This is a genomic window from Rhodobacter sp. P2_H5 (genome assembly GCF_056403335.1).
This window is the reverse complement of sequence record NZ_JBFUFS010000032.1, coordinates 1-12876: the sequence shown is the minus strand read 5'-3', so window position 1 is coordinate 12876 and position 12876 is coordinate 1. Positions and strand designations below refer to the sequence as shown.

Sequence of the window (12876 nt, the reverse complement as noted above, 5' to 3'; positions counted from 1 at the left end):
TCCCCCAGTTCAAGCGGCAGCGGTCAGTGAGGCGGCGGTGAGCAGCCCTGCGACGGACAGGCCCTCGCCCGTCAGTTCGGCCACGATCTTTCCGTCGTGAAAGACGCAGGCCCGGTGGCTGAGTGCGGCCACCTCTTCAAAATCGGTCGAGATCAGCAGCACCGCGAGACCCTTGGCCAAGGCCTGCGCCAGCAGGGCATAGATCTCGGCCTTGGAGCCCACGTCGACGCCGGCGGTCGGATCTTCCAGGATCAGCACATCGCCACCGACGGTCATCCAACGGGCGACGATGACCTTTTGTTGGTTGCCGCCCGAGAGCGTTTCAATCGCGGCGGTGGGGTCATTCGGGCGGATGTCGAAAGTGGCGCCGATGGCGCGGGCCTCCGCGGTCTCGGCGCTCGGCTTGCGAAAGTGGGTCAGGCCGCGACCGGTCAAAGCCGGGTTCAGGAACAGGTTTTCCTGAATGCTCAGGCCCTGCGCGACGGATTCCGCGTTGCGGTCGCCGGCCACCATGCAGATGCCTTGGCGGATCGCCTCCTCCGGATGGCGGCAGGTCAGGGGCTTGCCATTGGCCAGGAGGGCGCGGCCTGCGGTGATGGGGGCGCGGCCGAACAGGGCATGGCCCACGGCATCCTGCCCGGCGCCACGCAGGCCAACAAGTCCCAGAACCTCGCCCTGCCGCAGGGTGAAATCGACCGGGCCGACTGCACCGCTGCACAGACCCTCGGCCCGCAGCATCACAGGCGTACCCTGCGGCGCGGGCGGACGGGCGAAAACCTCGCCCAGATCGCGGCCGATGATCAGGCGGATCAGGCTGTCGCCCTTGAGCCCGGCAATGGCCACGTCGCCCACCAGATAGCCGTCGCGCAGCACCACGGCGCGGTCGGCGATGGCGAAGACCTCGTCCAGCCGGTGCGAGACATAGATCATCGCCACCCCAGCGGCGCGGAGGCGGCGGAGCACGCCATGCAGCATCTCGACATCCGATTGCGGCAGGCTGGCGGTGGGTTCGTCCAGCACCAGAAGCTCGGCCTTGCGCGCCAAGGCCCGGGCGATGGCGACCAGGGATTTCTCGGTCCGCGTCAGGTCCTGCACGCGGGCGTCGGGGTCGATGCTGTCGGTCACCTCTGCCAGAGCTGACAGCGCCTGACGCCGCGCGCCCGCCCAGTCGATCAGCCCGAAACGGCGCGGATAGGCGGCGTGCAGCATGGCGATGTTTTCGGCCACACTCATCCAGTCGACCAGACCCAGATCCTGATGGATGAAGGCAATGCCGGGATGCGGCACGCGGGGGTCGAATTTCGCTCCCGCAAAACTGAAACTGCCGCTGTCGGCGGCATGGACCCCGGCGAGCATCTTGATCAGCGTCGATTTGCCCGCGCCGTTTTCGCCCAGAAGGGCCACGATCTCGCCCCGGTGGACGGAAAAGCCCACGCCGCTGACGGCTTGCGTGCCGCCGAAGCGTTTGGAGATGCCTTGCAGCGCAAGGACGACCTCCGCGGGTGTGGAGTCTCGATCTGTCATGTCGCAGGACCTCCCCTTCCTGATCGCCCGCTGACCGATGCGCTGCGATGGAGCGATATTTGTGCAAATCGGGCTTGTCCTGCATTCGACAATCGGCCAGATTTCATCTATAATCGGCCAACCTCCCAGCCCCGGATCGGAGACCGCGATGCAAACCGCCTGCGACGCCTTTCATGTGACCGCCGACGCGGCGAGCCAGAGCCGCGCCTTTGGCCCTGCTCGGTTCACCGTTGAAAGCGAAGGCGAACCCGGCGGCCAGCTGGTGCGCTGCACCAAGGGAGAGCTGGGGCTTTGCGGACACGCCGGCGAATGGGTGATCCCGCAGGGCCACATGGTCTATATCCCGCCGCACCGCATGTTCCGGCTTTGGGCGCGGACGCCCTCCTCGGGCGTCACCGTGCACTTTGGCCGCAACGAGGTGGCCTGGCGGCATGATGGTTGCTGGGTCGGGCCGGTGGGGGACATGGCGGGCGCGCTGATCGACTATGCCGACAAATGGGACGCCGACACCGCCCCCGGCAACCGCCAGGCGCAGGCGTTTTTCGTGACATTGGGCGAGATGATCCCCGCCTGGTTCTGCCACGAGCGGATCAACTGGACGCCCTATGCCGAAAACGGCGCGATCCAGCGCGTCATCGACTTTGCCCAGGCGCGCGGGCCTTCGGTCACCCTGCCCGAGGTGGCCGACTATGTTGGCATGTCCGAACGCACCCTGCGCCGCCATCTGCAGACCGAACTCGGCCAGGGCTGGCGCGATTTCATCCGCGAGCTGCGGATGAACCGGGCGATGCAGATGCTCCGGTCTGAACGCCGCTCCGTCACCGAAACGGCGTTCGAGGTGGGGTTCTCCTCCTCCTCGGCCTTTGCCAGCGCCTTCATGGAGTATGTGGGCAAAACCCCTTCGGCCTATGCGAAATCGTTCGCTGGGGCGAGGGCGCGTTAGGGGGCGTCAGGCCCCCCAGGCCGGGTAGCTGGAATAGCCCTGCGCCGTGCCGCCGAACAGGGCGGCGCCGTCAAAGCTCGCCAGCGGCAGGCCCTCGCTCAGGCGGCGCGGCAGGTCGGGGTTGGCGATGAAGGAGCGGCCGAAGGCCACGGCATCGACCAGGCCCTGCGCGATCAGGCCCTGCGCCTTGGCTTGCGTGAAGCCGCCCGCTGCGATGATCTTGCCGCCGAAGGCCGCCCGCAAGGCCTTGCGGAAGGCGACGGGGGTTTCGGGCGCATCGTCCCAATCCGCCTCGGCCAGATGGATATAGGCGAGGCCGATCCGGTCAAGTTCCCGCGCGAGCTGCAGGATCGTGTTGGGCGTGGTCGGGTCGTCCATGCCGCGCTGGGTGATGAAGGGCGAAAAGCGGATGCCGGTGCGGTCGGCCCCCATCTCGCCTGCCACGGCCTCGGCCACCTCCACCGCAAAGCGGATGCGGTGGGTGGCGCTGCCGCCGTAAGCATCACTGCGCTGGTTGGAGGAGGCGCGCAGGAAGGCGTCGATCAGATAGCCATTGGCTGCATGGATCTCGGCCCCGTCAAAGCCGGCGCGCCGGGCGTTCCTTGCGGCGGTGGCATAGTCCTGCACGATGCCGGAAATCTCGGATGTCTCCAGCGCGCGCGGCACCGGGCAAGGTTGCATGCCGCCCTGCCCGGTGACCGGATCAACGACCCAGACCGCGGCATCCGGCGCAAGGGCCGAGGGCGCCACCGGCAGGCCGCCGTCCTGGAACATCGGCAGGCTCATCCGGCCAACGTGCCAAAGCTGGTTGACGATGCGCCCGCCCGCGGCATGGACCGCCGCCGTGACCCCCTGCCAGCCGGCGATTTGTGCGGGCGAATGGATGCCGGGGGTGAAGGAATAGCCCTGGCCCTGCGGGCTGATCTGGGTCGCCTCGGTCACGATCAGCCCGGCGCTGGCGCGTTGGGCGTAGTAGTCGGCCATCATCGCATTGGGCACATTGCCGGGCTGGTCAGTGCGGCAGCGCGTCATCGGCGCCATCACGACACGGTTGGGCAAATCCAGCGCGCCCAGCGCGAGCGGGTCAAAAAGCGTGGTCATCTCGGGGTTCCTTGGCGTTCAGTTGATCAGGGCGCCGCCGTCGATGTCGATCACGGCACCGGTGACGGAAGGGGTGTCGATGGCGAAGAGGTAGCCCGCCGCCACGTCCTGCGGCTGGGCCACCCGGCCGGCGGGCAGGCGGGCGGCGGCGTTTTCGATCATCGCGCGGCGTGCGGCGGCATCCATGCCGTCATAAGCCTCGGTCTCGGTCATGCCAGGGCTGACGACATTGACCCGCAGGGGGGCGAGCTCCTTGGCCAGCAGCTTGGCCACCGCCTCCAGCGCCGCATTCATCGCGGTCTTGGTGAAGGTGCCGGGCACGGTGCGGCGGGCGAGAAAGCCGCTGGTCAGGGTGATGGTGCCACCGGGCCGCAACAGGCTCGCCGCCGCCTGGGCCGCCTGAACGGCGCCCCAGAACTTGGTGTCGAACCCCACCTTGGCCGCCGCAAGGTCCAGCGTGGCAAAGGCCCCGCCCGGCGCCTGCGAGCCGGCGGTGAAGACCAGATGATCGAAGGGTCCCTGTGCCGCAAACCAGGCGCGCAGGGCTGCCGGGTTCGCCACATCCAGCCCGGTGGCGCGGCTGGCGCGGACCACCGTGCCGGGGCGGGCGGACAGGGCATCGGCCACCGCCCGGCCAATGCCGGAGGTGCCGCCGATGATGATGCTTTTGGTCTGGTCATGAAACGGCATGGCCGCTTTCCTTTCACGTTTGGGACGACGCTGCCGCGTCGGTCTGGGGGTCGGCGTCAGAGACGCCCTCGCGGAAGACCGCCTCGATCAGGGGGCCGCCGGGGGCGCGGAAGAAAAGGCGGCGCTCACCCAGTTCGGGCAGCTCCATCGGGCTGTAGGCAATGCCGAGGCCGCGCAGCTTCGCCCGAAAGGCATCATGGCCGGAGAGCCGGAAGCCGACATGATCCCAGGCCTCGGGCGCATGGTCGAAACCCTGCCCCGCTGCCGCGATCAGGTGCACGATCGGCGCATCGCCCGCATAGAGCCAATGGCCGGGGATGCGCTGGATCGCCCGGGGCCGGGGGCGCTCCTCCAGCCCGAAGACCGTGATGAAGAAATCCCGGGTGGCGTTCAGATCGCGGGTCCGCAAGGTGACGTGATCAAGGTGCATGGCATGTCCTTTCCTTGCACCGAAGATAGAGCTTGCGGTGTTCCGGCAGAATTGGGACCATTCTGAAGAGACAATATGGGTTGGCCGAAGAATGCTCTTGAACAACCTTACCCTCTTTCTGCGCATCGTCGAAAAGGGCGGGCTGGCCGCAGGGGGCCGCGAACTGGGGTTGCAGCCCGCCACGGTCTCCGAACGGCTCGCGGCACTGGAGGCCCATTACGGGGCCCGGCTGATCAACCGGACCACCCGCAAGATCAGCCTGACCGAGGAGGGCCGCGCGCTGGTCAAGGGCGCGCAGCACCTTCTGGCCGAGGCGGAGGAGCTGGAGACCCGGATCCGCCTTGGGACGGCGCGGATCGCCGGGCCGATCCGGCTCAGCGCGCCGTCAGACCTTGGGCGCAACCGGATCGCGCCGATCCTCGACCGTTTTGTCGAAAACCACCCTGAGGTGAGTATCGATCTGCATCTGGGCGACGGCTATACCGATCTGACCGCCACCGGATTTGACCTGGCGGTGCGCTTCGGCGATCTGGCCGACAGCGCGCTGATCGCGAGGCCGATCGCGCAAAGCCCGCGGCTGATCTGCGCTGCGCCAGCCTACCTCGCCCGCCACGGCACGCCGCAGACCCCGGAAGATCTGGCAGAGCACAACTGCATCCTGATGCGCTTTGGCGCCGATGTCGACCAGGACTGGCCCTTTGTACGCGATGGCAAGACCCGCCACGTCATGGTGCGCGGCGACCGCATCGCCAATGACGGCGATCTGGTGCGCCGCTGGGCGCTGGCGGGCTTCGGCATCGTGCGCAAATCGCAATGGGACATCGCCGAGGACCTGGCCGCCGGCCGCCTTGTCGCGATCCTGCGCGCCTACGAGATGGCCCCCCTGCGCCTGCAACTCGTCTGGCCCGCGAACCGTCAGCAGCCGCGCCGCGTCAAAGCCCTGATCGACACGATCGCCGCCGCCTTTGCCGAGCAGGCAGGGTGACCTTTCGCGCGGCACCTAGCCTTGGTACGGCACATTGCGATGGGGACAGGGAAAGCGCTGAGCGGCCAGTGTCAAAGCCCGGCGCGCGCTCGGTCAGAGCGCGGCTCATGCCCTATCCAGTCTTGACGCGCCGCGGCACGAAGGCGGCGAGGCACCAGCAAATGACCGCCACCACCGCCGCCGCGTGGAAGGCATCGGCCGAGGCGAGGACGGTGGCCTGCTTGCGGATGGCGGTGGACATCAGCGTCAGCGCCGCATCGGCCGTGGTGCCGGCACCAGCCATGCGCGATTTCAGCGCCGCGGTGTAAAGCTGCAGACGGGCGGCGGTGTCGGGGCCGAGGGCGGTGACATTCAGGCCCAGAAGGTTGGAATGGATCTCCTCGCGCCGGGTGAGATAGGTCTGCATGAAGGAGACCCCGGCCTCGCCGCCCATCAGGCGGCTGGTCTGCATGAAAGAGCCAACGGTGACGGCCTGTTCGGGCGGGATCGTGCTGGTGATCAGCATGACGAGGCTGGTCAGCGCAAAGGACTGGCCCACGGCCTGCAGCACCTGCGAATAAAGGAAATCGCTCGTCGTCCAGACCGCCGTCAGCTGGCCCGCCATCATGCAGGCCAAGGCGATCAGCGCCGTGCCCGCGCCCAGGGTCCAGCGCGGGTCGATCCGCGACAGGACAAAGGCCAAGGGCGCCATCAACAGGATCTGCGGCAGGGCGATCCACAGCAGGACATGGCCGATCTCCAGGCTGCGGTAGCCTTGCACCACGGTCAGGAAGTTGGGGATCACATAGGCCGTCGACAGGATGAAGAACCGATACCCCGCCAGCAACGCAAAGAGGACGAAATAGGGCAGCTGCGCCAGGGCGGCGAATTTCACCACCGGCGCGCGGGCCGTCATCTCGTGGATGACAAAACAGACCACCGCCAGCGCGCCGGAGACGGTCAACCCGACGATCAGGCCGCTGTTCATCCAGTCCAGCCGCTTGCCCTGATCGAGCACGACATAAAGGAAGGAGAACCCGAGCCAGGCCAGCAGAAGTCCGGTCCAGTCGCTGTTGCGCAGCTTTTCCCAATCGACCGGGTCGCGCTTCATCGCGACGGCGAGGCAGAAGAACATCACCGGCAGGACAAGGCAATATTGCCAGAAGATCCAGCGCCAGCTGAAATTGTCCAGATAGAAGCCCTCGATCGAGGTGCCGATGTTCTGCGAGAACTCGGAATTGACGGCATAGACCGCGATGCCAAAGATCGTGAGGGTCTTGGGCACGCTGCGGATGATGAACATGACGGTCAGCGGGATGAAGCTGCCCGAGCCGAGGCCGGCCAGCCCATAGGCCACCAGAAAGGCGTTCAGGTTGGGGGAAAGCGGCGCCAGCAGGCTGCCGGTGAAGAACAGCACGATCCCCAGAAGCAACAGCCGCCGCGTGCCGAAGATCGCGGCCAGGTAAGGGCAGGAGATGCCGGAGACGAGCTGGCCGATCCCGAAAACCGTGGTGATCCACGCGCCCTCGTCAAAACCGATGCCGAGGGCGCCGCGCAGATCGGCGAGGCCCGCGCTGGTGACCCGCGTTGCCAGAACCGCCATCATCGCGCCCAAGAGCACGCCAAAAAGCCCGAGCCAGAGCCGCCAGCCCTGCAAAGGGCCACTGCCCGGCTGGGCCACCGCCGGCGCGGGCAGACCGGGCGCGGGCAGACCGGGCGCGGGCAGACTGGGCGCGGACGGCGTCGCGGTCGCCGTCATGGCGTGGCCGGGTCAGGGCTGGCGGGAAGCGGCGGCAAGGGCTCGGCCCCGGTATCGACATGCACCGTCACCGACATGCCGGGTGCCAGAGCTTTTCCGGCCATCTCCTCGGGCCTGAGGGCGATCTTCACCGTGATGCGTTGCGCGACCTTGGTGAAATTGCCAGTCGCATTGTCGGGGGGCAGCAGCGCGAAGACGCTGCCCGTCGCGGGCGAGATCCGGGTGATCTGGCCATGAAACACCGCCCCCGGCCAGGCATCCACCGTGACCGTCGCCGGCGCGCCCAGTTGCATATGGGCGACCTGGGTCTCCCGGAAGTTGGCACTGACCCAAAGGCCGTCGGCCGCGACCAGGGTGGTGACCGGCGCGCCGATGCTCAGGAACTGACCGGCGCGGACCAGCCGCTGGCCAAGCCTGCCCTCCGCAGGGGCGATGACCCTTGTATAGCCGAGGGTGGCCCGGGCGAGACGCTCCTGCCCCAGGGCCGCATCCAGCGTGGCCTGCAGGCTTTTCTGTTCGGCGTCCAGCAGGGTCAGCTCGTCTTTCTGCTGGTCGATCTGGGTCAGGCTCAGATCATATTGCGCCTTGGCCTCCTGCAGGGCGGCTGTGGCATTGTCGAGATCCTGCTGGCTTCCGGCGATCCCCGTCCGCGTCAGCAGGCGCTGGCGGTCCAGGGTGATCTGCGCGATGGCGCTCTGGGCTGCGGCCACCGCACTCGCCGCTTCGGCCGCGCGGATCTGGTCTTGCTGGATGGTGCGCTTGGTGCCGATCTGGTCCACGGCGATCCCGGCGATGCGCACCTGCGCCGAAGCGACATCCAGCTGGGCCTGGGGGATGGTGGGATCAATCTCCAGGATCAGCTGGCCCTTCTTCACCTCCTGATAATCGTCGACGCCCAAGGTTCGGACATAGCCTGCGACCTGTGCCGCCAGGGGCAGGACATTGCCCGCCAGATTGGCATCGTCGGAGGATTGGATCCGGTTGCCGCTGGTCCAGTTGTTCCATTGCCCGGCGATCAGCCAGGCCCCGCCGACAAAGGCCGCGACAAAGGCGATGTGCAGCACCGGATGGCGCAGGACCCGGAGCCAGACCCCCTCGCGGGTGGGGGCCGTGCCTGCCGCCGCGCTGGCAGGAGGGGCGGCGGGTGGTGCGGTTGGGGGGGCGGGTCTATCGTCCAAGGCGGATCGCCTCCGCGGTCATCGGGCCGGCGCGCAGGCGCAGGCCAGTGGCATCCGCGATCGCATTGGCCAGCGCCGCCCCGGTCGGGCCCTGCGCCGTCTCACCCGCGCCAAGGAAAGCCTCGCTCGGGCGGTCGATCAGGTGCACCTCGATCGAGGCCGGCACATTGGCAAAGCGCAGGATCGGGTAGCTCGACCAATCCGAGGTGGTGACGCGGGTCCGGTCAAAGCGCACCCGCTCGAACAGGGTCCAGCTGGCCGACTGGATGATGCCGCCCTCGACCTGGTTGCGCACGCCATCGGGGTTGACGATGCTGCCGGTATCGACCGCCGCCACCACCCGGCCAATCGAGGGGGCCGCCGTGTCGGGATCAATCGTCAGCTCCAGCGCGATGGCGCAATAGGCTTCGAGGTTCTTGTAGCGGGCGAAGGCAAAGCCATGCCCGAGGCCGGGGGCGCTTTTGCGCGCCTCCCAGCCATAGGCGCGGGCCGCCAGTTCCACCACGTCACGGGCGCGCGGGTCCTGCAGATGGCGCAGGCGGAAAGCCACCTGATCCTGCCCCGAGGCGCGCGCGAGATCCGCCATCGTGCTTTCGATGGTCATCACGTTCAGATAACCGCCGAGCGAGCGCATCGACGAACCACGGAGCGGAAACTCGGGCAGGAAATGCGAGACGACCCGCGCATTCCCCATGACATAGAGCGGGATGGCGTTGCGGTCGCCGCCGCCTTCGGGCTGCGGCAGCGGCACCGGGGGCGCGGGCGGGGCGGGGTTTTCCATCTCGCGCGCCGCCAGAAGCGTGCCGGCGGGACCGGGGCGCATCATGTKCGACTGGCTCCAGACCTCGTGATGCCAGGAGGAGATCGCCCCATCCGGACCGACTTCTGCCGCGATCCGGGCCACCATGCCGGGGCCGAAGGGTTCGGAGGTGTGTTCCTGTTCGCGCATCCATTGCACGCGGATCGTCCGGCCCGGCAGGGCCATCGCGACCAGGGCGGCGTCGGCTGCGGCATCGTCGGCGCCGTTGTGGCCATAGCAGCCCGAGCCCTCGGCATGGATGCAGCGCACCTTGTCCTGCGGCAGGCCGACCATCTGGGCAATCGCGTTGCGCAGGGGAAAGACGCCCTGCGAATGCGACCAGACGGTCAGCGTCTGGCCATCCGACAACGCCAGCCCGCAGGACGGCCCGATCGAGCCATGCGCGAGGTAGGGCCGAAAGAAGCTCTGCGCCGGACCGAAAGCCTCAGGGACATTACCCGCGTTCAGGATCGTCTGGTCCTGCGAGGGGAGTGTCGGCAGGTAGTCGGCCAGCGTCGCCTCATCGGGCAGGTTCGGCACCTCGGCCCAGGTCACAAGGTCGGAAAGCTTGCGCATGGCCTGAATGGCGGTCCATTCCTTCGCGGCCACTACGGCGAGGAAAGTGCCGTTTCGCACCACCTGCACCACGCCGGCCATCGCCTCGACCGGTTCGGTGTTGATCGCGGTGATCGTGGCACCCAGGCTCGGCGGGCGCACGACGCGGGCGTGGAGCATCCCTTCCGGGCGCATGTCCTGAATGAAGGCCGCGCCGCCGGTGACCTTGGCCGGAATGTCCACCCGCTGCACCGGATGGTTCATCAGGGTGAACTCCGCCGGGTCGGTGAGGTTCGAGGTGGGCTGCGCTTCGACATGCAGGAAGGTGTCGCTGACCAGCGCGCCATAACCTAGGCTCTGGCCTCCGTCGCCCAGCACCTTGCCGTCCACCGCCCGCACCTTGGCGAGGTCGAGGGCCCAGCGTCGGGCGGCCTCGGCGCGCAGAAGGTCGCGGACCTGGGCTGCGGCGTGGCGGATCGCGGTGCCGGAATCCGACATCGAATGGCTGGCGGCGGTGTAACCCTCGTTCGCCGTGCGGGCGGTGTCGGCGGTGACGATCTGCATCGCCGCCATCGGTACCTTCAACTCTTCGGCGGCGATCTGCAGCAGGGCGGTCTTCAGCCCCTGCCCCAGCTCGCCCTTGCCGGTGAAAAGCGTCACCCGGCCCGTGGCATCAATCCGGATCCAGGCATCGAGCCAGGGAGCGGCGGGCAGATCGCCCGGAAGCCTGGCAGAGGCGGCGACCCCGGTCTCGGTCTGCGCCAGGGCCTTTTGCCCGGCGCCCAGCCGCCAGGAGACGACCAGGGCGCCGGCCCCGGCCAGAACGCTGCGACGGGTCAGGACGGTGGTCATGGCTGTGCCTCCCCCAAGGGCAGCGCCTGCCCCGAGGCGCGCATCACGGCGCGCAGGATGCGCATATGGGTGCCACAGCGGCAGAGGTTCGGCTCCAGCTCGTCCCGCACCTGGGCTTCGGTGGGCTTGGGGTTGCGCCGCAACAGACCCTCGGCCCGCATCATCATCCCCGCGATGCAATAGCCGCATTGCGCGGCCTGTTCGTCGATGAAGGCCTGTTGCAGGGGCCCGGGCTTCTCGATCGTGCCCAGCCCCTCGACCGTCGTGATGATGCGGTCCTCCAGCAGGGAAACCGGGGTGATGCAGGCGAAGGTCGCATCGCCATCGACGAGCACGGTACAGGCGCCGCATTGCCCGAGGCCGCAGCCGAATTTCGCGCCGTTCAGCCCGAACTCGTCGCGCAGAACGTAAAGGAGCGGGGTGTCGGGGTCGGACTCGACGGTCTTGCGGGCGCCGTTCAGCGTGAATGTGGTCATCTCATGGCCCTTTCATTGGTCCGTCGCTTCAGCCGGAGCCATCGCGCGTCTGACGCTGGAAATGCTGTTGGAAAGGCCCGTCCACGGCGGCGCATCCCCCTTGGCCTTGCGCAGATAAGTCACCAGGCTTTCAAGGTCGGCATCGCTCATCGCGGCGGCAAAGCCCGGCATGATCGGCGCCGGTGTTGTGCCGGTGGCGGGAATGCCGCCAAGGATCACCCGCAGGAGGTTGGTCGGATCGGCATTGGTCAGCGTGCTCGACACCGCCAGATCGACCCCGCCCAGGGGCACTGGCCGCCCGCTTTCATGGCAGACCGCGCAGGCCCGCTGAAAGACCACCGCGCCGCGATCCGCCGGATCGCCAGCCGCGGCCACCTGCCAGCCCGCCGATTGCGGCGCATTGGTCCGCGGCCCCATCGGGGTCACCGCCGCCGCCACGTCGCTGGCCGCGCGGTCGTCCAGCGACGCGAGGTAATGGGCGATGGCCGCCACATCCTCCGCCGGGGCCTGCCCGAGGTTTTCGGTGACCGGTCCCATCGGCCCGAGGGCCACGCCGTGATCCTCATGATGCCCGGTGGTCAGATATTCGGTCAGCGCCGCCTCGGTCCAGCGGACCCGTGCGGTCGAATGGCGTCCGAGCGGGATAGCGTCCCAGCCCTCGGCCTGACCGCCGGCGAACTCCCGGCCCATGCTCTCCCCTTCCACCAGATTGCGCGGCGTGTGGCAGGCGCCGCAATGGCCCAGACCGTCGACCAGATATTTTCCCCGATTCCACTGCGCATCCCGCGACGGATCGGGGGCAAAGGGCGCATCGCTGAAGGCGAAGAGGTTCCATCCGGCCAGCACAAGGCGGATGTTGACCGGAAAGGGCAGATCGTTCGGCGGCGGGGTGTGGACCACCGGGGGCCGGGTCATGAAATAGGCGTAGAGCGCCGCGAGGTCGTCGTCGGTGATCACGGTGAAATGGTTGTAGGGAAAGGCCGGGTAAAGATGCGCGCCCGCGCGGTCGACGCCCTCGCGCATCGCCCGTGTGAAGGCGGCCTGCGACCAGGTGCCGATGCCGGTTTCCGGATCGGGCGTGATGTTGGTCGAATAGATCGCGCCAAAGGGGGTGACCAGCGGCAACCCACCAGCAAAGCTTTGCCCGCCGGGCGGGGAATGGCAGGTCCGGCAATCGCCCAACAGCGCCAGCTGCGCGCCCTTGGCCACCAGGGCCGGGTCAAAGGCCTCGGCCTTGGGCGGATCAATCGGCGGCAGCGCCGGTTCCCAGGCGTAATAAAGCGCCCCGGCACCCGAGACGGCACCAAAGGCCACCAGCACCGCGAGAGATCGGAGAAGCGTGGAGCGTTTCACAAAAGCCTCCTTCGGCGGGCGGCCTTTGGCGCCCGGGTTCACAGCTGGGAGGGGACAAGGGGCGGGAGGGGGCGTCTGGGGGGAGGAGCACTTGCGTGCCTCCAGACAATCCCCCTCCCTGGGGTCGCGGGGCCAGCGGTCGGATGGGAGCGGGTCCGAGCGCCGGGCCGGGCGCCATCACTTCTTGATGAAGGCCAGAAGGTCGGGGTTGATCACATCGGCATTCACGGTGAGCATGCCATGCGAGAAGCC

General features: G+C 68.1%; 11 protein-coding genes. 2 read left to right on the top strand and 9 right to left on the bottom strand.

Annotation, left to right across the window (positions count from 1 at the left end; translation table 11 throughout):
- Positions 1-9: 9 nt before the first annotated feature.
- A complete protein-coding gene (locus AC1DVR_RS22550; RefSeq protein WP_478002874.1) occupies positions 10-1524 on the bottom strand; it encodes a sugar ABC transporter ATP-binding protein in 1515 nt (504 codons plus the stop codon).
- A gap of 148 nt (positions 1525-1672) precedes the next feature.
- Here AC1DVR_RS22550 and AC1DVR_RS22545 point away from each other — a divergent pair, with 148 nt between their 5' ends.
- On the top strand, positions 1673-2467 hold the full coding sequence (locus AC1DVR_RS22545; RefSeq protein ID WP_478002873.1) for a helix-turn-helix domain-containing protein: 795 nt from the start codon (positions 1673-1675) through the stop codon (positions 2465-2467).
- A gap of 6 nt (positions 2468-2473) precedes the next feature.
- Here AC1DVR_RS22545 and AC1DVR_RS22540 read toward each other — a convergent pair whose 3' ends face one another.
- From AC1DVR_RS22540 to AC1DVR_RS22530, 3 genes are read right to left on the bottom strand one after another with little or no spacing between them, the layout of a single operon-like run.
- Positions 2474-3568 carry an alkene reductase gene (locus tag AC1DVR_RS22540; protein WP_478002872.1) on the bottom strand — a complete coding sequence of 365 codons (1095 nt, stop codon included), beginning with the start codon at positions 3566-3568 and terminating at the stop codon, positions 2474-2476.
- An 18-nt stretch (positions 3569-3586) separates the two neighbouring features.
- Positions 3587-4258 (bottom strand): SDR family oxidoreductase, encoded by a 672-nt coding sequence (locus tag AC1DVR_RS22535; protein WP_478002871.1) that lies wholly within the window; start codon positions 4256-4258, stop codon positions 3587-3589.
- Between the two features lie 13 nt (positions 4259-4271).
- Positions 4272-4688, bottom strand: coding sequence for a VOC family protein (locus AC1DVR_RS22530; RefSeq protein WP_478002870.1), 417 nt, complete (start codon positions 4686-4688; stop codon positions 4272-4274).
- A gap of 91 nt (positions 4689-4779) precedes the next feature.
- Between AC1DVR_RS22530 and AC1DVR_RS22525 the strand changes: the two genes are divergently transcribed.
- Positions 4780-5673, top strand: a complete 894-nt coding sequence (locus AC1DVR_RS22525) for a LysR family transcriptional regulator (RefSeq protein WP_478002869.1) — start codon at positions 4780-4782, stop codon at positions 5671-5673.
- Between the two features lie 112 nt (positions 5674-5785).
- Here the strand turns inward: AC1DVR_RS22525 and AC1DVR_RS22520 are convergent, their stop codons facing one another.
- The 5 genes from AC1DVR_RS22520 to AC1DVR_RS22500 are packed head-to-tail and all read right to left on the bottom strand — an operon-like array spanning position 5786 to position 12624.
- Complete coding sequence (locus tag AC1DVR_RS22520; RefSeq protein ID WP_478002868.1) at positions 5786-7411, bottom strand: MFS transporter; 1626 nt, start codon at positions 7409-7411, stop codon at positions 5786-5788.
- Complete coding sequence (locus tag AC1DVR_RS22515; protein ID WP_478002867.1) at positions 7408-8589, bottom strand: HlyD family secretion protein; 1182 nt, start codon at positions 8587-8589, stop codon at positions 7408-7410. The genes AC1DVR_RS22520 and AC1DVR_RS22515 overlap by 4 nt, the downstream gene beginning before the upstream one ends.
- Complete coding sequence (locus AC1DVR_RS22510; RefSeq protein WP_478002866.1) at positions 8579-10795, bottom strand: xanthine dehydrogenase family protein molybdopterin-binding subunit; 2217 nt, start codon at positions 10793-10795, stop codon at positions 8579-8581. The genes AC1DVR_RS22515 and AC1DVR_RS22510 overlap by 11 nt, the downstream gene beginning before the upstream one ends.
- On the bottom strand, positions 10792-11271 hold the full coding sequence (locus tag AC1DVR_RS22505) for a (2Fe-2S)-binding protein (protein ID WP_478002865.1): 480 nt from the start codon (positions 11269-11271) through the stop codon (positions 10792-10794). The genes AC1DVR_RS22510 and AC1DVR_RS22505 overlap by 4 nt, the downstream gene beginning before the upstream one ends.
- Positions 11272-11283: 12 nt before the next feature.
- Positions 11284-12624 carry a c-type cytochrome gene (locus AC1DVR_RS22500; RefSeq protein ID WP_478002864.1) on the bottom strand — a complete coding sequence of 447 codons (1341 nt, stop codon included), beginning with the start codon at positions 12622-12624 and terminating at the stop codon, positions 11284-11286.
- Positions 12625-12876 lie beyond the last annotated feature (252 nt).